This is a genomic window from Mesorhizobium sp. M0590, assembly GCF_040320905.1.
Taxonomy (GTDB): Bacteria; Pseudomonadota; Alphaproteobacteria; order Rhizobiales; family Rhizobiaceae; genus Mesorhizobium.
Genome location: NZ_JAMYQN010000035.1, coordinates 1 through 24,111 on the forward strand (window position 1 = coordinate 1; position 24,111 = coordinate 24,111).

A 24,111-nucleotide genomic window follows, 5' to 3' on the forward strand; every position below is an offset into this window, starting at 1 on the left:
CGCCACTTATAGATCAGGCTGGTCGCGACATCGTACTGACGCGCCACCGCCGCCACTGTGGCCCCGGGCGCGAATGCCGCGGCCAGTATCCGGCACTGATCCTCTTCACGCCAACGACGACGACGCTCCGGTCCGGTCAATAACGTCACATGGCTCATGCTGTGCTGCTAACTACGCTCGTAAGGACGACCTTAAGAGCGCAGACTCGCTACCGTGCCATGCTTGCGCAAGGCGGCCTTCGCCGGAGGCGCACTGGACATGCGCTACTTTCCCGAATTTATCTTCTCCGACGACCCAAAACGCCTGGCCGGGTCCAAGCTGTGAACAATCCGGGCGGAAGTTCGGAAAGGTAGGATATTTCCCGGCAAGCTTACTTGTAATTGAAAGGTACTCCTCAAAATCTTCCCCATCCTGAATTGCACGCCCGCTTTGCGGCCTTTCGGTCGGCGAACAGAGATATGTCGATACCTCAAGGGTGGTCGCGTCGTCATGCATTGCAGGGTACTCTACCGGTAGGTTGATAATGCACTGAAAATCAGCGCCAATTGTCGCGAGCTTCTCGTATCGCAATGTCGTACAATGCGAAGCCCACCGGACAGCCAGCCACGGGAGATCCATTGAAATTCGACGGGCCGTCATACTTTTCTGGTTGCGGCTGTGCTCGTGTAGGGTCAGTGTAAGGCGGCTAGAATGATGACCGACGGCGGAGGCGAAGGCCCGAATCTCGCTGCCGACGTGGATTGAGCTTCCTAGGGCGACATGAGGTCGCCGGTCTCATCATGCACCTCGCGGCCCCCAACTGCACGCTTTCCAGCTCGTCGTCTGAACCCGCCGGGCTGTCAGATTCTCCTATTGAAATCCCTGACGATCATGATTCACCTCTTATGCTGCTGTGGTCGCTGTGTGGCCGATCACGCTATCGATAGCGTTCTCAAGGATGTCGAGGCCTTGGCCAAGCTGATCGTCGCCAATAACGAGGGGTGGCAGGCACTTCACGACCTCGTCTTTCGGACCAGCGGTCTCGACGATGAGGCCTTTCTGGAAGGCGGTCCAGACGACCTGACTGGCAACTTCGCCAAACTTCAGATCGATGCCCCGCATCATGCCCCGACCTTTGGCTGACACTTGCCTTGGATCGTACTTGCTCGCGATATGATCAAGGCGGCTTTTCAGCAGATTGCCTTTCTCCTTGATGGATGCTGCAAAGCTACTCGTTCGCCAGAAGTGCTCTAGGGCTGCGCGCGCAGTGACGAAAGCATGGCAGTTGCCGCGGAACGTTCCGTTGTGCTCGCCTGGTTCCCACTTGTCGAGTTGTCGGTCAATAAGGACGATGGCCATTGGCAGGCCATACCCCGATATCGATTTCGCCATTGTGACGATGTCCGGACGGAGCCCCGCCGCCTCGAAGCTGAAGAATGCATCGGTCCGGCCAACACCCGCCTGGATGTCGTCGACGATCAGCAGAGCTCCGTGTTTGCTCGCAATGGCCGCCACCTTGCGCAGCCACTCCGTGCCGGCGACATTGAGGCCGCCTTCGCCCTGAACTGTCTCGACAATCACCGCCGCCGGCGCGTCTACGCCGCTGGAGAGATCCGAGAGCAGGTGATCAAGGTAATCGGAGGTGTCTACAGTGGATCCAAGATAGCCGTCATAGGGTAGTCGCGTGACGCCGCTGAGCAGCTGGCCGGCAGCAGCGCGGTGATATCGGTTGCCGGTGCAGGAGAGAGCGCCAAGGCTCGCGCCATGAAAGCCGTTGGTGAAGGCTATGATGTTGGGCCGACCAGTGATCTTGCGCGCTAGCTTGAGGGCAGCCTCGACCGCGTTGGCGCCGGTGGGACCGGGAAACTGTACGACATAGTTTAGTTGTCGCGGCCTAAGGATCGTCTCGTGGAATTCCCGCAGAAAAGACTCCTTGGCTTCGTTATACAGATCGAGGCCGTGGGTGATGCCGTCGCCCGCAATGTAGTCTGTGAGCGCGGACTTCAGCTCGGGGGGATTGTGCCCATAGTTTAAACTCGAGCAGCCCATGAGAAAGTCGAGATAGGCTGTCCCATCGCGCGCAAACAGCTGAGCCCCTCGTGCCTTGGCGAACACGACGGGAAAGCTGCGGGCGTAGCTGCGCACTTCGGACTCAAGATGGTTGAAGATCGCGAATTCCTCCTCGCGATCCGGTGCACTTTGGTCAGTCATCGTTGCCTCCTTATTTGGGTATGGCTAGGCATATCGTCGGGAATGCCTGCAGGGCTGATGGAGCGTTCGATGGACTGATGGCTATCGTGTACTCGCCCTCACGCTGTCCCTTGGTCTCGCGGTCGAACCAGAGCTTGCCGGATTGGCGCACCCAAGTCCCGAGCCACAACTGCGAAGAAATCTAGATGCCCTTTCGGGAGCGTCACCGTGCCTTTGATGTGCGTCAGCTTGCAAGCCGGCTCGTTCAGGGCTGAGAGGATGAGTTCCTTGCCCAAGCGCATGTCGCGGAGCTTAGGTTGCACAGCAATTCCAAATGCAGACCGTGGAGGGGTCGCTCGGCCGGGTAGGCCGACAACCAGCCAACCACCTCACCAACTCCCTCAGCAAGCACGCAGGTGGCGGCGAAATCACTGCAAGCAGCAGCTCGTAATACAGCAAGTTGCGGTCTAGTTGCGGCACTTCGCGATTAGTTCCCATAGATCGGCTGCATTAATCTCCGCCGGTCTTCGGAATGTCATTCGCAGCAACTGGACGTTGCGTGGCACCGAGAAGCTCTGGCTATCAGTGACCATCCGAATCCTTCATGCGACCACTAGTGCGCGTCGCGTTCCACGAAGATGACTCCTCAAAAGTCATGCCAATTGCGCCGAGGGAGCCTTAGAAATATTTTTCTGAGTTTTGCTCAATGACTTGACCCGGAGCGCAGCCGGCACCCAGGCCGAAAACAAAGTGTCCCGGATTCGACAGACACGACAGTAAGTGTTGGTTGCCCTACGTTTTCTCAGGAATGGCGACGGGGTTTAACAACGGGACTGGTAGCGGATCATCTTGCGACTGAGGACGGAGCAGGTCCGCCGCTCCGACAGGCCCATCGTGGCATGCAGATGCTCGATGCCTTCGCGCTTGGCCACGGGCCCTAGCATCAATGGGATGGTCCGCCTCGTCCTCTTGGCGCTATCATAAGGCGGTCAAATTGAATGGAGTTAGGTTCGCAAAGCGCCCCGTCGGCCGCGGTCCACGGAATTGATCTCGGCAAAAACGTTCCACGTTGTTGGTCATGAGCTTCGACGCCACACCCGCTCAGAAAGTTCGCCTTCGACGCTACACCCTCCTGCCTTCCTTGGGGCAGCCGACGCGCATTTTCTTCTCCTGATCCGGGTCCTTTTGGGCTCACTCCCTGTATTGGTGAAGTGAACCATGAATCGGCTCGCAAGTGTTTGCGAAAGCGCTTGCGCGGACGGGCAGGTTCGATAATCGTTGCGCGAAATAGCAGGATATTCGCAGGATTCACGAAAAATGCCGCTCGACAGGATCGATATGCCATTCTCGAGGTTTTGCAGAAGGATGGGCGAACATCTAGCAATGCGTGCCGGCTCCGGGCCGGCTCGAATGCCCTGGCTCCGGATGATCGGGGCGCCTGCGGCTGCAACGGAGCTGTCGATAAGCCCTGGTATGCTGGGGTGCTAAAGGCCTCCCATACAGAGGTACTTCATTTCGAGATAATCATCGAGGCCGTGGCGCGACCCCTCACGACCGATCCCTGATTGCTTCATTCCCCCAAAGGGTGCGGCCTCGGAGGACATGCGTCCCGTATTGATGCCGACCACGCCATATTCGAGGGCCTCGGCAACGCGCCAGACACACTTGAGATTAGAGGCGTAGCGAAAGCCGCGCGACAAGGAACTGGGCCGGCGCGCCGACGCTGATTTGACCTGCGATCACTTTCTGGCCGCCGAACCAGAGCACCAGGCCCATGGCGGTCAGGACCGAGAAAATCATGGCGCCGGTGTTGCCGACGCGGATGTCGACGCGCTCATTGGCGAGGTCAAACGGGTCCTGCTTGGCGCGGTCGAACTTTCCAGCTCGTGGCGCTGCGCGGCGAAGGCACGCACGACACGGATGCCGCCGAGATTCTCATCCGTCACGCGGCTCTTCAACGATCGCTGATGCCCAGATGTTGGAAGGTCAGTCTTCAATGACTGGGCAGGTGAAGGACTGACTGCTGTGGTTTGCGGCCGAGCTGGTCGGCGTGCAAGTCGAAAACACGCCCATCCAGTTCCTGATCCGCTGTCGTGAGGCGATGGGTTCAGACGAAGGTAGTCCGTCCAGGTCGGCGTGCGGAATGTCTCTGTCCACTGCATAGGCTTCTGAAGGTTGCGCTGGAGCGTCCAATTCCGAGCACCGACGCGGCTGTGTACATGCCTCCGCTGCCGCATTAGGTCGAGGAAGGCCTCGACATTTCTCTCGGCTATCAGATATTCGATCTTGACCACGATCGCGCCGCTTCTCGGCTTCAAATTGAGAGCGACAGCTGGGGCGTCGAATTCCTCCAAAGGATCAGGCTCGGATTCGCGGCGCTCGCGAAGAGGAAACAGAACGCCCGCTGCAGCGACGACCAACAGAGCACCGGCGGAACCTTCCAGCGCCAAGGTCAGTGAATGGTTCTGACTCACCGTTCCCCATATCCAACTGCCGGCCGCGATGCCGCCGTCTATCAATGCATAGTAGATCGAGATGGTACGACCCACGACCCAGCGCGGGCTCGCCAGCTGCACGCTTACGCCAACCCCGGACCAGGCGGTGACCCAACCCGCGCCGCCCAAGGCGAGCGCAATTGCCGCTCGCTGGCTGAGAGCGATTGTCGCGCTTCCGCGCTAAAACAGGAAGGGAGCGATGACCAATTCCGAGAAATCCGCAAGCGGCATAGCCTACCCAGACGACCTCGCGTTGTTGAAGCGGGTTTATGACCGGATTTGCCAAGAAAAAGGAATCCGTGCCGGCTCTGCTGAAGCGGAGCAGCTGGCCATGCGCGCTATGGACCTATTTGGTATGGGCATTTTCGAAGAAGATGCTCTTTACAAGAACCTGGCATAGGCAGCTGACGCATCATGCTTCATCAAAGGGCACTTTGCTGAGCGATGCCTATTCGCGAGACGCGACGATGTTCTTTCGTCGGAAACTCACTCAACAACGGAGTTCGACGCGTTGAGTCTGGCGTTGGGGCGAGGTGAGGGCTTGCAGATCTTAGACAGGATTGATTTCCTGTAGACGCAGACGATTGCCGGGCCGCGATCGAAGAGGCGCGCGCCTTGCTGCTTCAGCTTGAACAAAAGTCTGACGCGCTCACACATGCGATCGACGACTTTCTGCTCGATCTGATGACGCTGGCTTTCATTGTTGAATGTTATGGACGCGGCTTTGAACTTTTGGCGCGAACGCTTGCCCGTAGAAGACTGGCAAAGGTCAGGCTTTTGTCGGGGGCAGTGGACTCCGCCAGGGAGAAATGACACCCAAAGCCTGATGGCTGAAGCGACGGTCGCCTCGCGTTGCACAGTTACGAAGGTAACGGTACGGCTCTTCGGCAAATGGCGCATTCTCATGGTAGCGTCTAGCCGTTCCCTCTGATGCCTCGGTCTCGCTCACGCCTATCCGAACAGGCCCGATCCTGGAGGGTCCTCGAAGCCGGCATCAGGGCTATAGGCCGGCTGATTGGGGTACCGAGCGTAGACGCGATTTTTTGGGTTGGAAATTGGCGACGCGCGACGAAGAAGTCCGAGATCAACACGTGCAATGGCAATTCCTAAGACCGTGGACCTGTTGGAGCAGCCTCATCCTCCTAGTCAGGAACCTCATCAAGGTTATAGGATTGATACGGGGCGAACCCTCGGAACTCAGGATCATGTTGACATCGCTGTTCGACAGAGCTGAAACGGGAACGACTTGGGGCAAGGAAGCCCACATCGTTTCGGAATTGCCTATCGCATGGTCTATCGTCGGCTTAGTCAAACCCATGGCGCGGCGAGAAAGCGGCGGTCGTCGGCGTGATGCATGACGGAAGTCGAGGCTAAATGCAGGAAGCAAAGGAAAGGATCTGGCTGCGCATCGCCGCTGAAGGCGTCCAAGGAGGCGACTTCGTGATGGTCGCCGGCTGCAGCGACGAGCAATCGGTTGCGCACCACCGGCGAAGTCCGGTTCAACTTCGCGCACTACGAACCGCAGCGGCAGCATTTGCTGTCGGAGTATGCCGCCCATATCAAGGAAGCCATGACAGGCAATCGTGACGCGCAGATCCGCTACGCCGCCATCCTGCAAGGGCTAGAAAACTCCGAGAAGAAGCTGGCGGGCGATCTCGCCGGCGCCGATGCCATTGGGCTCAACGCTCGCAAGAAAGCTTATCGCGACTGGGTCGCTGACGATCCCGCGCGGCAGGCGCGCTATGGAGCAGCAATCCGCGAACTGGATGTCATGGTGGCCGAGAATAGCCGGGCCTGACTCGAGGGCTGCGGCAGGCGCTGCTGAGCCGCTCGCAAATCCTCTCATCCGCGCGCACTCCCTATCGCTGGGCGAAGGAGCACGAGAAGCCCGATGAAGACCGTGAAAGCGGCTTTCAGGATCGTGGCCGTAACCAGACCGTCGATAGACTGACGCGGATTTGAACGCCGTTATCTGCCCGACATCGATCGCAAGCTCTTCGAGGCCGCGCTCGATGAATACCGCCGGCTGGATGCGAAGGACCGCGATAGTGCGTTCGTGACCGCTCTGGACCAAATCGGCCTTGGCCGACTTATGCCGACACCAAACTAGCCTATAGCTAAATTGAAAGACTCCGACCCCCCGATCGAGCCAACCGCGACCCAACCTACTGGACTCCAGAGCGAAAAGAGCGCGTGCGGCTCGAGCGACTTGCGAGGAAAGGAAATGGCGCCTCGGCATGACTGACTCCGACTGCCTGAGCTGCCTTGGCGCCGGCATCGCCTTTCAGTGCGCGCAGTGGGAGCGTTCCGGTGGCCAGTGCTGCCTTGTTGGAACGGAGCAAGTGGGCTGCCCTAGCAGGCTGTTGAAGAAGTCAGGCTCGTTCGCAAACGAAGCCTGAATCGTCGGCGTTGTGGATGTAGAAGTGGCCGACAAGGCGGCCTGCAGTGCCAAAGACAACCCAGCCGCGGCCACAGGCTGGGTCGTTCTCATCATACCCCTCCCACGAGAACTCCGCGCAGGCTGAGCCATCGCGGGTGCCATATCGGACATCGAGGAAGCCCTTGAGTGCGCCGAAGGCGATCTCGCCATCCGCCGAACCCTTGAATGTCAAATGCGCTTCCTCAACGAGATCGAGGAAGTCGTTATCCCAAACATCCATCTCGACGATGCGCCAGCGGCCGGCAAAGGCCTTGGCGAAGCCGGGAACCTTGGCCATCAGCCGGTCTCCGCCATGAGCTTTGGCAGTCGCACCAGATTGTAGGCAGCGGCTGCGAAGGTGAAGGCCCATCCGACACGGTCGCGGCCGCGGAACCTGGTCTTGTGCTGGCCCACCACGACCTTGATCCAACCGAATGCCTCTTCGATGCGCTTCCTGATGCGCTGGCTGACAACATAGCCGCTATGCCGGGTGGTGCGCCCATCGATCGCGGAACTGCGGCCGCTCGTGTTCTGCGCCACGTGCGGCGTCACCCTCATCGAGCGCAGCTCATTGACGAAGTCTTCCGCGTCGTAGGCTTTGTCGGCGCCGAGCGTGATCGCCTGTGGCCGCTCCGCTCGAGGTTCGATCATGTGCAGTGCGGCCACCCGCTCAGCATGTCCGTCGGCCAGTGTCAGGCAGGCGTCGACCAGCAAGCCATGGCGGTTCTCCATCAAGCCATGACCCATGAAGCACAACTTGGTTTCCTTGCCTTTGCCCTTCCGATAAAGCCGGGCATCCGGATCGCTAGTCGAGGCATGTGTGTCGTTCGAGCGCTTGTGGCCATGGAAGTTCGCTTCGGCGTTTCGCCCGCCGCCTTCAGCCGGCGGCTCGCCCGAGCCGTCCTTCGGTTTGACGCTCTTCATCGACGCCCACGCCTCGATCAGTGTGCCATCGACCGAGAAGAGGTCCGTAGACAGAAGCTTCTTCACCTTGGGCTGCGCCAGCACCGCGCCTAAGAACTTGGCCGCGATGTCACCTTCCAGCAACCGGTCGCGGTTCTTTGAGAACACCGAATGGTTCCAGGCCGCGTCATCGACGCCGATGCCGACAAACCAGCGGAACAAAACGTCGTATTCCAGCCGCTCCATCAAAAGCCGCTCCGATCGGATCGAGTAGAACGCCTGCAGCAGCATCGCTCGCAGCGGCTTTTCCGGCGGGATCGAAGGCCGCCCCATCGGCGAATACAGCGCCGCCAAGTCCCGCTCCAATGCCGCCAGCGCCTCGTTCACAATCGCCCGAATACGGCGCAACGGATGATCGCGCCGCACCCGAGCCTCGAGATCAACATAACTGAACAGTTCGCCAGACCGTTCGTCACCACCGCGCATGCCTCGTTCTCCGAATCTCTCCGGAGACACTGAATCACGCTCACAGCCCCGTTGCGAGCCACTTTTTCAACAGCCTGCTAGTGCCAACAATGAACAAATGCGCAGGAACGCTCGATCCGGCGCCTCCGCCAGGCCTGAGACCCTGCAACCTGTAAAGGTGCACAGGTAGCGAAGGTGCGCGCATTCAAGCACGTTTGAGTGTCGGCGCAATTTCCATGCCGACCACCAATGGAGATAATCTACGATGACTAGCAACATGCGGCTAATGAAAGCGAGCGAGATTCCCGCCTTCGTCGACAAGGTGATCGAGGCTGGCTGCGATATCTGCGCGATCGGTCACTTAGGCTATTCGCTGGGCGATGTTGACGGGAAGGTACCCTGGCGCAAGGTAAAAAGAATCGTGGAAGAGTTTGGCGATCGTGATCACCTGCTACCGGAGATCGTTGCCTACCTTCGCTCGATCGGTCGGTACATAGAACCCGAGTCGTCGACGAACGAGGGCCGGAGAACGCACTAAACAGGCACTCGAAATTGGAACGAATAAAGGGCGGATCGGAGGCGATTGTCGAATCCGGCTCCTTCACCGAAACGACGAGCTGAACTTCGGGACGGGCATCGTCGTCAATGAGCTGTGGTTTGCCCAACAGGGCAATGACCTCGTCTTCTCGGTACTGGGCACCCCCGACAAGGTGGCGATCAATGACTGGTTCGCCGGGCCGCCGCGCCCGCTGCAAAGTGTGCGACGACTTTGGTGCGTAGGCGAGGATTCGAGCTTCTTCGCCTGGAGCGTCGATCCCGCCGAAGGAACTACAACTTGCCGTTCGAATGGAGAGCAGCCGAACGAAGCGGAGAGAGCCGGCCACCGCTTGGCTATTGAGAGCGCCTTGAGATGCTTCGGCCAATGGCCGATGGCATCACGCCCGCGTTTTCCTCTTGAAGCGTCATCGCGCCGACAACACATTGTGCAACGATCGGCGGGGGTCGATGCGGCCCCCGCTTACGTGAACTGGCTGTTCAGCAGGTCGGGAGGAAAAATGAAGGCCGAGGCTTTCAGCAGCCCCATTTTCGTGAAGCGCTCCACCTACATCGTGCAAGAGATTGCAAGTCTTGCCGAGGCCATCGATCTTCTCGATGAATGGCCGCAAGATCGCAGAGATAGTGCCCACGAAACTGCCTTTCGGACGTCCCATGACGCCTACGATGGGCACAAGCCTGTAGGTGCGGCGCGCAATGCGCTTTACGACTTTGCAAAGCAGGTTGGCATATTGGAAGATGCGACAGTGCGATGCAGTGGATTGCTGCCTGCAAAGCGGGCGCCGCAAAAGTCTAAATGCTCTTCGTCGATGCGACTGGGGCGAGGCGCGAGTGAAATTTCCCGGCTGATGCGTCGCTCGAGCTTCAGGACCGATCGGAAGGGAGCCAACGGCAGCGGCCGGAGCGCTGCCCGCTCCTCGGCAAAAGCTTCGTTGACGACACGCCGTGTGGTTGCGTGAACTCTCGGGTTTGCGACCGTGTCCGGCCAGTGACGCAACTGCGCATTCAAGTCTTCGAGGTTGCGAAAGGACCGGAAGAAGTCCTCGCGAATGTAGCGGAACGGTCGCTCGACCTTGCCTTTCGTTGTGGCGCGGTAAGGCCGGCAGGCCTTGGGATGAAAAACGGGCAAGATCGACGAGGGCCCGGTCGTAGACGATGCCGCCGGTAGCGCCTTCGCCGATCACAGCCGTCTTCATACGGTCGTAAAGCACTTCGCGAGGAGCGCCGCCCAGCGCCTCGAAAGCCCCAGTATGGCAGCGCAAGACAGTCGGCAGATCCTGGTGGACGACGAAGCCGCGCCGCGGCTTCCCTCGCCTGCCTGCGGGAGCTGCGCAGGGCTCCGAATCCAGGTTAACGCGTGAGCCTTCCCAGAATGGCTTTGAGATATTTGGTCTCCCATCCGGCGCGTTTTCGCCTGAGCTTGATGGATTTTTTGTCGGCAAGGGCGCGAACGAGATTGATGGCGAAGTGCCTGACGATTGCCATGTTGTTTGCGCCGTGCCCTTTCTGAGCCTGGACTGATCGTCTTTGAAGGTGACGTCGAGGGTCCAATGGAGGGTGTTTTCGATCCTCCAGTGGCCGCGCACGGCCACGGCGGCCCTTTGAGCCGACAGCTTTGCGGAGGAGATGTATAGTATCGGGTCTCGATGCGGCATCGGTCCTTGAGTTCGGCATGGGCCACGATGCGGACGATGGAAGCGGCGGCGGGCAGGCGCAGTTCGCCGGGGAAGTGGCGGGCGCCGGTCAGCCAATCGGTCTCGTGGCTGACGGTGGCGGTGCGCTGCTCGATGCGGCCATGGGCCTTGCCGAGATCGGTGAAGTGGTCGAGCTTGTTGGCGGGCGCATCGGCGAATAGGCTTCGATCTCGCTCCTGATGGTCGGCTGGTTGGTCTTGACGGCGAGCAGGTAGTCGGCGCCGGCGTCGCGGATCGCCGTTGCGATGGTGGCGTTGGTTGCGATCATCGATGGAGACGAGCGCGTCCTTGAGGCCGCCGTCTATGGCCAGCCGCTCCAGAAGGACGGGAATGGCGGTGGTCTCGTTGCTCTTGTCGGCAACGGCCTCCTGACCGAGCACGAGGCGCGCGGTGGTGGCGAAGGCGGAGACCAGATGCAGCGGGGCCTTGTGTGCGCTCCTGTCGTGGCTGCGGCGCGAGGTCTTGCCGTCGATGGCGACAAAGTCGGGTTGTCGGGCCAGGTCTCGCACACCCTGGCGGTGAAGGCGGCCGAGAACAGGGCCGGGTTGATGCGCTTCATCAGGATGGTCAGCCAGCGGCCACCCGGCACGCGCCGTGATGGTAAGACAGGTAGCGGCGCAGGAAATCGAGATGGGCCTCTCCCCATTCGGCGATGCCGTCATAATCGTCGCAGTCGCAGATCGTCCTGCAGACCACCAGAAACAGCACCTCCGGCATCGTAAGCGCGACACGCCAGGGTTCGCGCGGGTCTTAGACGGTTGAAAAATGCTCCAGAAGCGCCTTCAGGCGCGGCTTCTCGAAACCTTCAAGGGCGGCAATGGTCATGGCAGGCGCTCCGAATCAATGAAGCGCTCATGGAACAGCCAAATCACAATCCCGAAAGAGCGTTAACCCGAGTTCAGAGCCCTGGGGAGCTGCGCCAGCTTGTCGACACGCCGTCGGAATCGGCATACTGGAGGTAGCGTGAGGTGCAGCGAGTGCATCGATCACTGCCCACCTACCGATCTTAGTAGTTTTTGAGAATCCCATCTCCGCATAGTTTGTGGGCGATCATCGCCGACGATATCCCAATCTGGCGCCTGACGCGATCTCGGCGGGAGGACGCCGTGGCGCATTCCCCATCGCACAGCTTGCAATTGCTTACAAACTGATTGGTGGAACATGAGCGCAACCGTTCTGAAATTCGGGGGGTCTTCTTTTCTGCATCCTAGAGACTACGGTCGAGTTGCTGGGCACATAGCCGACCGATTGGCAGCTGGCGAAAACAAAATCGTTACCGTGGTCAGCGCGATGTCGGGAATAACTGGCAACCTGAAAGCAGTGGTGCTCGACGTCAACAAGCAAGCATCGCCATCAAACCTGGATGCGGCACTTGCAACCGGAGAGATGCTCAGTGCCTGCCTTCTGGAGGCCGCTGTCAGCCGCCTCAGCGTTCCCGTCATATCTTTCAACGGCTATTCTCTTGGAATACGCACGAATTCAGACTTCGGTCGTGCGTCCGTCGAGAGCGTGGATCCTAACCCAATAATAGCTGCACTGCAGGAGCATGACGTTGTCATTGCCGCGGGCGCCCAGGCAATTGATCAGTACGGCAGGTTAACGTTTCTGGGCAGAAACAGCTCCGACCTGACAGCTATCGTAATTGCTTCCATGTTAGGACTGCACGCCTGCGAAATCTACTCGGATGTTCCGGGCGTCTATACGGCAGACCCTTATCTCGTCCCAGGGGCACAACTGATTCCGGAGATCGCCTATGGAACAATCGCACAGATGTCGCGACATGGTGCAAAGGTACTGCACCACAGGGCAGTGGAATACGCCGAAAAGCACGCGGTCACCGTTGTTTGTAAATCTCTCGCCAGCGACGGAGCCGTCACGGGCACTATCGTAACAGGCCATGGGGACGCCCGTTCCGTCACAGTGGCTCGCGACGCAGCGGTGATATGGTGCGCCAGCCCTGCAGAACGCGACAACCTTCGCGCACTTTTTCATAAACACGATATCAGCGCGATTTGCATGGAAGACAACTGCGGGGCCGGCATATGCATTATTGGCGACATTGATTTTGCCGTGCGCCTAGTCAAGCTGGCGGGCACTCGCTCGGTCTCCATTGGATCAAGAACCGCGGTGACAGAGCTTGATTCTTCAGTGTTACGCGTCCACTTGGAGCGCGATTATGAGCGCGCCATTCTCCTGGCGCGCCAGATCCACGAACGGATGTATCCTGGAGCGACTGGCGAACCGATTGGGTCGAGAATGGCCAAACAGCACTCACCTTATAGTTCGCTGCTCATCCGCACAAATAATGCGCCGGGAAATCGGCAGTAGCCGCGTCGCTCGGCGATCTGATCAAGCCCGTGGGCGACCCGCTCGCCAGAGGGTGAATTGTCAGCGAGATACCCAGGCACTTGCGGCTGAGCCGTCGATTGACCCACACCGGACCCATCGCCCATCGGTCAGTGTGTCGGAAACGAAGTCGAGGCTCCCAGCACTGATTCCTGAAATCCTTGGCGAGCCGGCGACAACGTCCGAGCCAGGCGAAAGTTCGCTCGACGATCCTCTGTACAATGTTGCCTCGAAGAAATAGTCATTTCGCGTGGTGAATTTTGGCCAGCCGGGCCATCGATCGGGGGCACACGGGAGATGATCTCGACGTGCGCGTTGTCAATTTCGACCCGGCGACCACGGTGCGGATGATCTACCGTATTCCGGTCCGATCAAGGCCGGCGAACCCTGCTGTCACCTTGGCGGAGAAGTCTTCCAGACGGCTGATGAGGAGAGAGAGGTCGCGTTCGTTCTCGGCCACTTCGATCGCCGCCCGGTGCCGCTCCTGAAGCTGGGAGAGGCGTTGTTTCAGGCCAGCGATACGCGGTTCGAATTCCGCCTGTTGCGGTGCAGGGCGGCATAATTCTGGCGCAGCTTGCGGCGTGCGTCGAGCAACGGTTCGACGATCTTGGCCAGATCGGGCATGCCTTCAATGAGCTCACGGATTCGCTCCTCAAACTTGACCGCACCGATCTGGCCAACCTTGAGACAGAAGTTGCGCAACAGCCCGCGGATGTCGTTCTCGATGGCAATCGCCTTGACCTTTAAGAGTTCGCGCGCCGTCAGCAGCGCCCGGGCTTCTGGCTCGCCAGGGTCTTGACATGCACTGGGCGGAACAGATTGACCCGCATCATCTGCGCGATCCCGCGCGCATCGTTGCGGTCGATCTTGTTCGGCTGCGCCTTCAGGAATGCGTTGACGTGACGCGTCTCAATGCAAACCACTGGCAAGCCGGCTTTGGCAACCCCTCGAACAGCCATTGCGACAAAGGTCCGGCTTCAAGCCCGACGCGTTCCAACCGCCAGGCGGGATCCTTGAGCACCCGCGCAAGACCCTCAGGATGGGTCGTCACCTTCACCTCGCGGCACACCGTGCCCGTTTCGTCGACGATGCAAATTGCGGTCTCTTTCACCGAGACGTCCAATCCTGCTTAATGTTTCATGCTGCGCTTCTCCTTCCTGACGGCTTGTGGCTGTTCCAGCGAACCGACCATGTTTTATCATCAGCTCGAAGCGCATCACCTTGATGGCATTACCGCCAAACGACGAGGCTCAAGCCGAATATCCCATCTGTCGATGATGCCGGCGCTCGGGCTCGCCTCGCGACCAAGCGCCAGGCGTGCCGCAGCCACCAGATGGAAGTTGACGGTCCTCCACAGCCCATTGTCTCGCCAGGCATAGAAATAGCTTTGAACCGTCGAAACGAGCGGGAAGCGGTCCGGCAACGCCCGCCACTGGCAGCCGGTCCAGGCAATATAGAGGAGCGCATCCACTACCGATCGCAGTTCGCTCGTCCGTGGTCGTCCTGTCGCCTTCGCTCCAGGCATGAACGGCTCGATCAACGCCCATTCCCTGTCCGTCAATGCGTTTGCATCCCGCTGCTCCGCGCGGCAATATTGCCGGCGGGTGGCCTCCGTCCAACCCATCTCGTGATCCCGCTCAAGTCTAGACAACTCAAGCGAATCACAACGGACGGAGCCACTCAATCGCTTCCAAGCCCAATCCCGAGTTTCGGGTCAGGGTCTCACATCCCGATTTCTTGCTCAAGAAACGCGCGCTTCTTGCCGGTCTAGACAGGCAGATCCTGAATCATAAATGGTGTCTTTTGGCTGTCGCCTTTACAATTCGATAATTCCGAAGTCTACGGCCTTCATAGCAGCTACCATTCTGCTCCCAGCATCCAACTTTTGCAATACATTTTTAATATGAAAATTCACAGTGTTCAGTGATATACCTAAGATCTTTCCTATTTCCCACGACGATTTACCTCTCGCCGCCCACAAAATACATTCCCTCTCTCTTAGAGAAAGTTTAGGCGCCTTCCCGACGCCACTCGAATTCTGGAACTTCGCGACCCTCAGGTGGAAATGAAACGCCGCAAGTTGCAAGTAGGTGACTGTTCTATTTTGGAATTCGCGATCCCAGGGTTGAGCAAAGCTCATAATCGCAAAGCTCCCATGGGGGCCGTGCAATGGAACGCTAATGCCTGATCTTAACCCGAACGTCGCCGCCTCATCGAAAACGCGCCGTTCGTATTCAGTCGTGCTTGCGTCGTTGTATACGTCACTCCATCGAAAGGCGCCCGCCCGCTTTCGACTCGTCTTGATGATGGGGTCTATCCTGTCATAGCCCATTTTGAAATAGCGCTCCTGCCATTCATCAGGATAGTTCAGCAGCACCGCCGGATCGCGTCGGACCGACTTTAAATATCTTTGGTCGGGTGTAAGAGAGCCATAGGCGATCCACGGGCAATCAAAATTCAAGGCAAAAGCAGATAACAGGTCGAACAACTGCTCGGACTGAGCAACACCATCAGTATGGTCGAGAAATCGGCCGAACTCTACCGCAAACGCCTCCTTGGCCGCCTTAGGGAAATGCATCGACGAGACCAAAGAAAAGGTGCCATGCTTCGAAGTTGAGAAATCGCAGTTATCGGGTGGGCGCTCCATTCTCTCTCCTCCGCAGCCATTTGCACTGGATGATGTTGTCAGTGGTGCACAGGTGCACAAAGCTGCCGGCTGTAAGCCTGCGGCTCTGCGGGCCGTTATCGGCAGGCTGGCATCGCCATAGCTCTATCACGTCACCGCGAGGTAAAATGTAATTTTCGATTAAGTGTAGGTGGCGCGACAGTGCTTAATATTTAACCGCCGTTACAATATTTAATCTCAAATTTTCGTCGGTTGACTCTAACCAGATGGGGTAACGGGCCTCTGGCCCGCGGCCAGACTTTCGGTCGAGGCAGTCGCCCCTCACAATAATGGTGTGAACGGCGTCATGGCCGAAGCCAGCGCCAAACATCAAGGAGAGACGACTGTGGATTTAATATGCCGGACTCAAGTGTCTGTGGTTGATGGGCAGGGTAAAATCGTGCGGGGAAGCGAAGGTGGCGAGCGAGCCGGAGGCGCTGATTGCCTGGTTTTCGAAGTACCGCTTGCGCGGATTGGCCTTGAGGCAGGCCCGCTGTCGCAATGGCTATTTGCTGGGCTGCAGGCGTCCGGCCTGGCAGTGGAGCTTTTCGAGACGCGCCACGTGCCGCGACGCCTTTAAGGCGATGTCGGTGAAGATGGATCGCAAAGATGCATGCGGCATTTCACGGCTCATGCGGCTTGGCCGGTTCCGCCTCGTGCACTGCAAGTCACTGCCAGCACAGGAGGTCCGCACTCTGCTGACCATGCGCCAGCTCCTGCAGTCGAGATGAGCATCCGCGGGGTCTTGCGTGGCTTGGCACCTAAGGTTGGCCCGCCGAAGACGTTTGAGCGGCGGGTTCGCCAACTGGTCGCCCATCATGACACGCTGCAGCAGATTGCCGAGGCTCTTCTCAAGACCCGAGCGGTGCTGCTGTGCGAGGTTCAAGACGATCGAGAAGCGTCTTCTCGGGTTGGCAGGTCGCGATCCGCAGGTGCGCAACCTGATGAGCGTGCCGGGGGTCGCGACGGCCTGCCCAGCTTGATGCCGGCCTCCCGCAGGATCGCCCGGATCACGTTCTGGATGGTGCGCATTTCATTCAGCACCGTGCGGCGGGCGACGAGGAGGGATCTCCAGAGCCGGCACTGCCGGTTTTTCACATGCACCTGCCGATACCAGCCGGTGCGCATGATCTGCGCCAGCGCCCGGGCGTCATTCCGATCCGTCTTGTTCGGCATCGTCTTCATCGCCGCATTGGCCCGCCGCGTCTCGATGCAGATAGCCGGCAGGCCGCCGGCGCACAGCCCGTCGTGAAGCCAGGCCGTCAGCGAACAGGCTTCCAGCCCGATCCGCTCCAGCGGTAGATCGACTTTCCGCAGGGCGTCGCACAACGCCTCCGGCTCGCTCGCCGCGCGTTTCCTTCACGATCCGCCCAGCCGCGTCGACCACGCAAATCGCGGTATCTTCTACACGTCAAGTCCGGCAAAATACTTCATGGCTGCTCCTTCCCGATGTTTGTGGCGATTCACATCGACCACGTTCTCACATCCCGACAGGAGCAGCCGCCCTCAGTTAGGCTCGGCCGAGACCCCAATCACCCCATCTGTTGAAAAAGGCGCTCGCCGCGGAGCTTTGACCGTGATTCATTGGCTTCGAAGGGATTCGGAGACCGATGCATGCGGGGCGGCGACGATCGAACTGGCGAACTGTTCAGATCCTATGAGGAGGGTGGATAGCGACCTGCGCTGTGGCAAAGAGAGGTCGCGTAATCAACACCTGACCCTGGAGGCAAGCATGCCCGTTGCAGCTCACCAATCCGAAGCCCGACTGCTATCCGTACCGATCTTGGCGCAATTTTCGTCTCGTTGGAATTGAGTCGCTCGAAACGGTTGATCACCTCGCTGTCGCCGGGTGGCGGCGAGAAGATGTTGAAACATGCGGTGGTGGCTGGCGACGTCGCCGGCATGCTGGCGCGATTTGCCGAGCTCAACAGGAAGGCGCGGACCGGGCAGTGCTTTCCGATCATCGTGATCCAGGGTGTGTGCGATGCTCCGAGTGCCTACGCCCGAAGAAGAGGACCGTCGTCGCATCACGCGTGAGCGCAAGGCCTTGACGAACGAGCGCGTACGCCACGTCAACCGCGTCAAAGGCCCGCTGTTCGCCCAGGGCGTGTCCGGTTATGAGCCGCTGCGCCGCGACCGGCGCAAGCGACTGGAGGGGCTCAAGACCGGCGACGGTCGACCCTTGCCGGCACATCTGCAGGCGCAGGTCGGCCGGGAACTCGACTGGCTCGAACTGCTGCTGGAGAAGATCAAGGCTGTCGAGGCCGAACGTGATGCCATGCTTGCTGACGTGCCGGTCGTCTCACCGGCATCGGCGATGCTGCTCGACCTGAAGGGCATCGGGCCGGAGTTTGCCGCCGTCTTGTGGTCGGAGGGGCTGTCACGTCACTTCGACAACCGACGACAGGTTGCCGCCTATGCGGGCCTCGCGCCGACACCGTGGCAGAGCGGCTCGGTCGATCACGACCAGGGGTTATCGAAAGCCGGCAATCCAAGGCTGCGAACGACGCTGATCCAGACGGCCTGGCTGTGGCTGCGCCATCAACCGCGATCGCCGCTCACCTTGTGGTTCCAGGACCGGGTCAAACACAAGGGCGGCCGTCTGAGAAGGCGACGATTGTTGCGCTCCCCCGCAAGCTGCTCGTGGCGCTGTGGAAATACGTCAGCGCCGGCGTCGTCATCGAGGGGGCGGTCATGAAGACCGCCTGATGCGTTAGCCGAACTGAATTCTGCAAATCTTCCAGGACCCGATCCTGGTGGATCCAGGTGGGACGAGCCGAGAATATGCGTGGCCCTGAAATGGCCGTAAGCCAGAATGGTCTCGTCCTCCTGAGCCCTTGTCCGCCGCAAGCGGGATGTTGGTGCCGGTGTCTCAAACAGCGACCGTATATAAGTTGGATCTGGCTTGGCAACGAGCCGCGTCTTGCAATCGGGCTCAGACCGTGGATGCCGAACAACCAATGGAAAGCAAAAATGTCACCCTGACGACAGTTCCGTATTGACGCTCCTTATATAAGCTACGTGGACCTTGAGGCGCGAGTGCGGCGCAATCATCCGCTGCGCGCGATCCGGGCGATCGTGAACGAGGCGCTTTCGGCGCTTGAGCGGGATTTTGCGGCGCCGTATTCGCCCATCGGACGGCCATCGATCCCGCCGGAGAAGCTGCTGCGGGCGATGCTTTTGCAGGCGTTCTATTCGATCCGCTCGAAGCGGCTTTTGATGGAACGGTTGGAATACGACCTCCTGTCCCGCTGGTTCGTCGGCATCGGCGTCGACGACGCAGCCTGGGACCATTCGGTGTTCTCCAAAAACCGTGACCGGCTGCTGGAGGGCGATATCGCGGCGAAGTTCCTGGCGGCCGTGCTGGCGCAACCCAAAGTCAAGAAGCTCCTGTCCACGGATCACTTCTCGGTCGACGGCACGCTGATCGAAGCCTGGGCATCGATGAAGGGCGTCAAGCCGAAGAGCCCGTCCTCGGGCGAAGACCGGGTGAGCCGCCGGCAGACGGCGGCGGGCGCAACGCCCGAGGCGGACTTCCATGGCCAGAAAGGGTCGAACGAGACGCATGCCTCGAACACCGATGCGGACGCCAGGCTCTATCGCAAGGGGTAAGGCAAGGAAGCCAAGCTCTGTTTTATGAGGCATGGCTGATGGAGAACCGCCACGGCCTTCTGGTCGACGCCTGCCTGACGCTGGCCGACGGGCATGCCGAGCGGGTGGCCGCGCTCATATGATCGAGCCTCGCGCCGACTGTCCACAGGCGATCACCCTCGGCGCCGACCCGCTCGATGAGGATGACGCCGCACGTGGTGCAGAACACGAGTGGCCGCCGTTCGGCGATCGACGGGCGCACGACCCGGCACGGCGGCTACGCCGTCAGCCAGCGCATCAGAAATCGAGGAAGCGTTCGGCTGGATCAAGACGGTCGCCGGGCAGGAGAAGACAAGGTTCCGCGGCCGCGACCGCGTCGGGTGGGTCTTCACCTTCACTGCCGCCGCCTACAATCTGGTGCGATTGCCGAAGCTGCTGGCGGTGCCGGCATGACCGCGCCGGCACGCTGCCAACTGATTGGCCGCTGGCGGATTATATCGAGGCCGATCTGTGGGATCGCGGCTATCTCGACCTCAGTGGACGCCACAAACATCGGGAAGGAGCAGCCATGAAGTATTTTGCCGGACTTGACGTGTAGAAGATACCGCGATTTGCGTGGTCGACGCGGCTGGGGCGGATCGTGAAGGAAACGCGCGGCGAGCGAGCCGGAGGCGGCTCGATCGAAATCACATTCGAGTATCACAACGGCGACGAGGCCATGCTCAAGGCCAAACGTTACCCTTCTTCAACAGATGGGGTGATTGGGGTCTCGGCCGAGCCTAACTGAGGGCGGCTGCTCCTGTCGGGATGTGAGAACGTGGTCGATGTGAATCGCGCTTTACGAAGCAGCTCATACGCTGCTCGTGCGCAGCAAGAAATGGTCGAGCCTGCGCGCGTGGGGCATGAACCTCGCCAAGGGGCACGGTATGGCGCGAGCCCGTGTCGCGGTTGCCCGCAAGCTCGCCGTCATCCTACATCGCATGTGGAGCGACGCGACCGAGTTCCGCTTCGGCAAGGAACCCGGTCTCGTATCGGCATGAAATGGACAACGGACAAATGAAGAAAGAGTTTCGCCCACAAGGGTGATCCTGGATCGTTCCCGTGGGGACGATGGGCAAGGCGATCTCGTTAGCAGGCACGATCCTGGGGCGAACTTTCTGAAGGTCGTTCAACAGATTGAGACGCCTCGCTCTCCTGACCCCATCATGCGGCGGCCCTGCGCCGACCGCGAAGAGAAGCGAGTGACCCGCGGGGCGACACGGTCCGAAAAAAACAACAGGAGCTTGACCTCAACAACCCCAATCAGAGAAGCCTGCTAGACTGCAGGTCACTACCAGAACAGGTAGTAGCTTTTATGACCATCGGCTCTTACGTTTTGTGGATCGATATCAAAACGAAGCGTATGAGTTGATAAATGAATAACGATACGACAATTTTGGATGTATCCAGGTACATTTCTTTATTCGACAACAGAGCCAGGAAATCGGGAATTCGGTTCAGAACCGGAGAAGATTTTGACGAATATGTTGATATCACAAAAGGCATTGTTGGAAAACGACCAACGAACCCTAGTTTCAAACCGGATTGTTCAAATCTTGGAGCTGGCCGTGGCTTTTGGATCGTTGGAGAATGTCAATCGGGCAAAGTAGCGCATGTTCAGGCTCTTCGGGTGGACTATCTGGCGAACACAAACTTGGCTGGACACCTCGAGTCATTGAAAGCCTTCTACGCGGATCCAAAGAGCCACGCCGGCTCAGGCTCCTCGTGTGTTTGTTTTGCGCCGACCGCTCAAAACATTACTCGGATAGTAGTTTACCACGGCGACTTATGGCTCCGAGACGATTTTAGGGGACAGGGGTTGCCTAGTACGCTCGCAGGAATTGCGTTTGGGCTGGCGTGGGCGAAATGGTCACCCGATTTCATTTATGCCCTTGTCCCTACTTGGCTAATCGAAAAGGGGATCGTCGATCAGTATGGTTATCCTAACAGAGAAGCACAGGGGGCCGCTTTGAGTTTACCTGACCACGGCATAGAAGATGATGATTGGCTTATTTGGTTAACGCAACGCGAATTGTCCCAACTCATTAAAGGCACCGTGGCTAAGGCGCTAGAGCTGGACCTCTCCTGATTGTCCCTTTCGCTGCAATCGGAGCTACCCGATTGGCATCGACTGGCTTGAACCTACAGCCAGCCTTAAAGAGGCAGACAAGACGGAGCTCAGGCCGAATCTGACCTTCCACCTGAACCTGGGTAACTGGGTAGACGAAGATTACGGATACGGCATCAGCGAGACTTTCCGCGTTTCTGAGTCCGGCGTGGAAGTGCTGACGAACGTACCGCCGGTCAATTTCGAGATAAATTGACGCACATGTCCCGACACAGAGGCGCCTTTAGCAGCGTACAACAATGGAGAAGATGTTATGGACAATCCGACTTCCACTACCATCTTTGAACCTTTGACAAGCCTCCCGCCTGCAAAGGCTCGTATCGGACTTATCTTGCTTCACTCGGACGAAATCGGTGAAGATGCTTTTACCTGCATCATGCCGGAGAATGAAATTACGGTTTTCACGACTAGGACCGGCTATGATCACAGCGGCGGTGGGTTTACATTGCCGACGTCGTTCAAGGCGGTAACCGACACTCTCCCTCCAGCCGGGCGCTTTGATGTGCTGGCTTTCAGCTGTACAAGTGGTACTGTGGCGCTCGGCGCAAACGATTTACTTTCCGAGCTCCAGCAGGCGCGTCCTGGGATCAAATATACTTCACCAGGCGTTGCGGGCGTCGCAGCGCTCCAGCAGTTGAATGCCAAAAATGTTGCGCTGCTCACACCCTATGTCATCGAACTTCATCAAAAATTCCTTCCATTTCTGCGAGAGAATGGCTTTGATGTGGTCGCAGACGGTACCTTTAATATTAATATCGATTCGGATATTTGTGATCTTCGGACCGAACTCATCTTCAGCGGTGCCAAGACACTCGTCGAACGTTCCTCGCCGGATGCTCTCTTCGTCTCGTGCACATCGACGCCCATCGTGCCGCACATAGACCACCTAGAGCGTGCGCTGGGCATACCGGTCGTAACGAGTTCGCAAGCTATGGCATGGGACGCGCTTCGCCTGGCTGGCTATCACAAGCCGGTCGATGGATTCGGACGATTGCTCTCCGCATCACGCTGAGAACGAGCCACTCCACCTGTGAAAAGTTCCGCGGAGGTGGCGCGAGCGAACCACGGCGAAACCGGTTTTTACCCGATCCATGACAACCATCGTTTTGACGGCTTTGATGTCGGAATTCTCGTAGAGGAAGCGCCGCGTGAAGCCTCATAATCGTCCATGCTTTGCGCGCTAATATAAAACAAAGTCCACGTAGCCCGTGACGTAGAAGCTATTGACCACCTCGGTTGTGGACGGAGAGCCTTCTGACTGAAACTCGGTTACGTGCGCGGTGGAGCTGGCGGCGGTGGAGCATGAGGCGGATGGAGGCGATGAATATCCAACCAGAAAGGACTCTCAGCGAATGCGAAGAACCGTCTACAAAGATGACTATCGCAAAAAGTTTATAAAACTTAACCCAAGGAGCGTGCATTCCGGAAGATAATGTTCCCGACGTTTGTTGCGGGCGTCGCTCAGTGATTGAGCGCCGGGTCGACAAGGAATTTTCTTATGCACATCCTGGAAACGCCGCGCCTGATCCTGAGATCGCGGTCGCATAGCGACGATCTTCTTCTAGATAGACTTCATAGCGATCGGACGCTGGAAGAGTCGAAAACTGAACTGCTTGGGTTCATCAATCATTGGCGGCACAATCGCTTCGGCTTGTGGATGGTGTCCGTCAAAGTAGCAGGCCAAGTCAGAAGACTCGCCGGCTATTGTGGATTTATGTGCAGCGTCCCGAACCTACCCGACGGGTCGAACAACGTTGTACTCGTATGCTTCAATCTTGCGGCCTCAGGGAAATGGATCGCCGAAAGAATGGAGCATTTTGGCCTTGAGAAGGTCACCGCATTCATTCGGACAACCAACACGCGTTCGATTCGCCTAGCCAAAATGTAGTGTTGCTATATAGAGAGCGATTATCTATGAACACGATGGTGGTATATCTCGCCGCGTCCCGTAATATGCCCATACAAACTAATGATCTGCAGGTGCCAACCTGCACGGCTCCAGAAATTGCCGCAAAGACATTGGTATTAAACCCAAGTTGCATTGTGCACTGCGCTGCTTACCTCTTTAATGATGCAGCTCGGGCGTTAACTCGCCCTGGATCGCTTAGCCTTTCACGCAGAATGGCTGAGGGGACTACACCAGAGGCTGGTGGTCCGATTCAGGAGTTGGCTCGACCTGTGGCGCGACTGCATTATCCACGGTCTCATCCTCTGTTCAAGCCCAAGCCTCGCCTTCTGTGCGCCGCCAGACACCGGGGAAAGTACCAGTCTCGCGTCCACCAACGCTTTCAAGATGGCAACCCAGAGGATCAAAGCCAATGATGCATCCCGATTTCACAAGGCGTTTTAACCTAACCGGCCGTTCGGCTCTGGTTACCGGCGGCGCGCGAGGCATCGGTCTGGAAATTGCGCGCACGTTAGACTGGGCGGGTGCGTCGGTCATGCTGGTCGATCTGGACCTCGACGCCGCCCGGCAAGCCGCAGCCGGGATAGGGTCTAACGTCCGGGCATGTTATTGTGACGTCAGCGATCCGCGGTCAGTGCGCGATTTGGCAATTGCGATCGGTGGTTGCCCGGATATTCTCGTCAATAGCGCGGGCGTCGCACATGAGGGGAGGGACACAAGTGACGACGACTGGCGG

18 protein-coding genes and 13 pseudogenes are annotated in these 24,111 nt (G+C 58.6%); 17 read left to right on the forward strand and 14 right to left on the reverse strand.

Annotation, left to right across the window (positions count from 1 at the left end):
- From NKI52_RS31000 to NKI52_RS31025, 5 genes and pseudogenes are all read right to left on the reverse strand, one after another.
- Positions 1-158, reverse strand: a 158-nt coding sequence (locus NKI52_RS31000) for a transposase (protein WP_352700705.1), incomplete at its 3' end; no start/stop codon positions are given.
- Positions 159-882: 724 nt separating this feature from the next.
- Entirely contained in the window at positions 883-2,190 is a 1,308-nt protein-coding gene (ectB, locus tag NKI52_RS31005; RefSeq protein WP_352700689.1) for a diaminobutyrate--2-oxoglutarate transaminase, read from the reverse strand.
- 1,463 nt (positions 2,191-3,653) lie between these two features.
- Positions 3,654-3,851: pseudogene (locus NKI52_RS31015) on the reverse strand (aldehyde dehydrogenase family protein); the annotation flags it as partial.
- A pseudogene (locus tag NKI52_RS31020) lies at positions 3,844-4,130 on the reverse strand (ABC transporter transmembrane domain-containing protein); the annotation flags it as partial. The pseudogenes NKI52_RS31015 and NKI52_RS31020, both read right to left, overlap by 8 nt.
- Before the next feature lie 32 nt (positions 4,131-4,162).
- A pseudogene (locus NKI52_RS31025) lies at positions 4,163-4,811 on the reverse strand (MFS transporter); the annotation flags it as partial.
- A gap of 52 nt (positions 4,812-4,863) precedes the next feature.
- Between NKI52_RS31025 and NKI52_RS31030 the strand changes: the two are divergent.
- The 4 genes from NKI52_RS31030 (at position 4,864) to NKI52_RS31045 (ending at position 6,462) form a co-directional block, all read left to right on the forward strand.
- Complete coding sequence (locus NKI52_RS31030) at positions 4,864-5,064, forward strand: hypothetical protein (RefSeq protein WP_352700690.1); 201 nt, start codon at positions 4,864-4,866, stop codon at positions 5,062-5,064.
- 215 nt (positions 5,065-5,279) lie between these two features.
- Positions 5,280-5,477 (forward strand): hypothetical protein, encoded by a 198-nt coding sequence (locus NKI52_RS31035; RefSeq protein ID WP_352700691.1) that lies wholly within the window; start codon positions 5,280-5,282, stop codon positions 5,475-5,477.
- A 392-nt stretch (positions 5,478-5,869) separates the two neighbouring features.
- Positions 5,870-6,022 carry a hypothetical protein gene (locus NKI52_RS31040; RefSeq protein ID WP_352700692.1) on the forward strand — a complete coding sequence of 51 codons (153 nt, stop codon included), beginning with the start codon at positions 5,870-5,872 and terminating at the stop codon, positions 6,020-6,022.
- 116 nt (positions 6,023-6,138) lie between these two features.
- The gene (locus tag NKI52_RS31045) at positions 6,139-6,462 is read left to right on the forward strand and encodes a S46 family peptidase (protein ID WP_352700693.1); all 324 of its coding nucleotides are present in this window, start codon (positions 6,139-6,141) and stop codon (positions 6,460-6,462) included.
- 574 nt (positions 6,463-7,036) lie between these two features.
- On the opposite strand, the gene NKI52_RS31050 is transcribed toward NKI52_RS31045, so the two are convergent.
- On the reverse strand, positions 7,037-7,381 hold the full coding sequence (locus NKI52_RS31050) for a hypothetical protein (RefSeq protein ID WP_352700694.1): 345 nt from the start codon (positions 7,379-7,381) through the stop codon (positions 7,037-7,039).
- The gene (locus NKI52_RS31055) at positions 7,381-8,472 is read right to left on the reverse strand and encodes an IS5 family transposase (RefSeq protein ID WP_352700695.1); all 1,092 of its coding nucleotides are present in this window, start codon (positions 8,470-8,472) and stop codon (positions 7,381-7,383) included. Before NKI52_RS31055 ends, NKI52_RS31050 begins: the two co-directional genes overlap by 1 nt.
- A 244-nt stretch (positions 8,473-8,716) precedes the next feature.
- Between NKI52_RS31055 and NKI52_RS31060 the strand changes: the two genes are divergently transcribed.
- Both NKI52_RS31060 and NKI52_RS31065 read left to right on the forward strand, forming a co-directional pair.
- Entirely contained in the window at positions 8,717-8,989 is a 273-nt protein-coding gene (locus NKI52_RS31060; RefSeq protein WP_352700696.1) for a Y4lK-related protein, read from the forward strand.
- A 517-nt stretch (positions 8,990-9,506) separates the two neighbouring features.
- Positions 9,507-9,677: pseudogene (locus tag NKI52_RS31065) on the forward strand (DUF982 domain-containing protein); the annotation flags it as partial.
- A 167-nt stretch (positions 9,678-9,844) separates the two neighbouring features.
- On the opposite strand, the pseudogene NKI52_RS31070 reads toward NKI52_RS31065, so the two are convergent.
- Positions 9,845-10,298: pseudogene (locus NKI52_RS31070) on the reverse strand (IS21 family transposase); the annotation flags it as partial.
- 58 nt (positions 10,299-10,356) lie between these two features.
- Positions 10,357-11,525, reverse strand: a pseudogene (locus tag NKI52_RS31075) (ISAs1 family transposase).
- Between the two features lie 336 nt (positions 11,526-11,861).
- Here NKI52_RS31075 and NKI52_RS31080 point away from each other — a divergent pair.
- Positions 11,862-13,028, forward strand: coding sequence for an amino acid kinase family protein (locus tag NKI52_RS31080; RefSeq protein WP_352700697.1), 1,167 nt, complete (start codon positions 11,862-11,864; stop codon positions 13,026-13,028).
- A gap of 561 nt (positions 13,029-13,589) precedes the next feature.
- Here NKI52_RS31080 and NKI52_RS31085 read toward each other — a convergent pair.
- The 3 genes and pseudogenes from NKI52_RS31085 to NKI52_RS31095 all read right to left on the reverse strand — a co-directional run.
- A pseudogene (locus NKI52_RS31085) lies at positions 13,590-14,169 on the reverse strand (IS110 family transposase); the annotation flags it as partial.
- A gap of 132 nt (positions 14,170-14,301) precedes the next feature.
- A pseudogene (locus NKI52_RS31090) lies at positions 14,302-14,670 on the reverse strand (transposase); the annotation flags it as partial.
- Between the two features lie 192 nt (positions 14,671-14,862).
- The gene (locus NKI52_RS31095) at positions 14,863-15,693 is read right to left on the reverse strand and encodes a helix-turn-helix transcriptional regulator (RefSeq protein WP_352700698.1); all 831 of its coding nucleotides are present in this window, start codon (positions 15,691-15,693) and stop codon (positions 14,863-14,865) included.
- A 325-nt stretch (positions 15,694-16,018) separates the two neighbouring features.
- Between NKI52_RS31095 and NKI52_RS31100 the strand changes: the two genes are divergently transcribed.
- Positions 16,019-16,291: a hypothetical protein gene (locus NKI52_RS31100; protein WP_352700699.1), complete on the forward strand. Its 273-nt coding sequence runs from the start codon at positions 16,019-16,021 to the stop codon at positions 16,289-16,291.
- A 380-nt stretch (positions 16,292-16,671) separates the two neighbouring features.
- Here the strand turns inward: NKI52_RS31100 and NKI52_RS31105 are convergent.
- Positions 16,672-17,145 (reverse strand): annotated as a pseudogene (locus tag NKI52_RS31105) (IS110 family transposase); the annotation flags it as partial.
- 318 nt (positions 17,146-17,463) lie between these two features.
- On the opposite strand from NKI52_RS31105, the pseudogene NKI52_RS31110 reads away from it, so the two are divergent.
- From NKI52_RS31110 to NKI52_RS31140, 7 genes and pseudogenes are all read left to right on the forward strand, one after another.
- Positions 17,464-18,420, forward strand: a pseudogene (locus NKI52_RS31110) (IS110 family RNA-guided transposase).
- Positions 18,421-18,708: 288 nt separating this feature from the next.
- Positions 18,709-19,179: pseudogene (locus tag NKI52_RS32840) on the forward strand (transposase); the annotation flags it as partial.
- A gap of 354 nt (positions 19,180-19,533) precedes the next feature.
- Positions 19,534-19,755 carry a transposase gene (locus NKI52_RS32845; RefSeq protein ID WP_502897828.1) on the forward strand — a complete coding sequence of 74 codons (222 nt, stop codon included), beginning with the start codon at positions 19,534-19,536 and terminating at the stop codon, positions 19,753-19,755.
- Between the two features lie 187 nt (positions 19,756-19,942).
- A complete protein-coding gene (locus NKI52_RS31120) occupies positions 19,943-20,089 on the forward strand; it encodes a hypothetical protein (RefSeq protein WP_352700700.1) in 147 nt (48 codons plus the stop codon).
- A gap of 46 nt (positions 20,090-20,135) precedes the next feature.
- Positions 20,136-20,342 (forward strand): annotated as a pseudogene (locus tag NKI52_RS31125) (IS110 family transposase); the annotation flags it as partial.
- A gap of 374 nt (positions 20,343-20,716) precedes the next feature.
- Positions 20,717-21,430 carry a hypothetical protein gene (locus NKI52_RS31130; RefSeq protein WP_352700701.1) on the forward strand — a complete coding sequence of 238 codons (714 nt, stop codon included), beginning with the start codon at positions 20,717-20,719 and terminating at the stop codon, positions 21,428-21,430.
- Between the two features lie 292 nt (positions 21,431-21,722).
- The gene (locus NKI52_RS31140) at positions 21,723-22,481 is read left to right on the forward strand and encodes a maleate cis-trans isomerase family protein (protein ID WP_352700702.1); all 759 of its coding nucleotides are present in this window, start codon (positions 21,723-21,725) and stop codon (positions 22,479-22,481) included.
- Here the strand turns inward: NKI52_RS31140 and NKI52_RS32850 are convergent.
- Positions 22,473-22,712 (reverse strand): annotated as a pseudogene (locus NKI52_RS32850) (Lrp/AsnC ligand binding domain-containing protein); the annotation flags it as partial. The gene NKI52_RS31140 and the pseudogene NKI52_RS32850 sit on opposite strands and share 9 nt — an antisense overlap.
- Before the next feature lie 255 nt (positions 22,713-22,967).
- On the opposite strand from NKI52_RS32850, the gene NKI52_RS31145 reads away from it, so the two are divergent.
- Both NKI52_RS31145 and NKI52_RS31150 read left to right on the forward strand, forming a co-directional pair.
- Positions 22,968-23,357, forward strand: coding sequence for a GNAT family N-acetyltransferase (locus NKI52_RS31145; RefSeq protein ID WP_352700703.1), 390 nt, complete (start codon positions 22,968-22,970; stop codon positions 23,355-23,357).
- A gap of 430 nt (positions 23,358-23,787) precedes the next feature.
- Positions 23,788-24,111 (forward strand): SDR family NAD(P)-dependent oxidoreductase (locus tag NKI52_RS31150; RefSeq protein ID WP_352700704.1); only part of this gene is annotated, 324 nt, incomplete at its 3' end.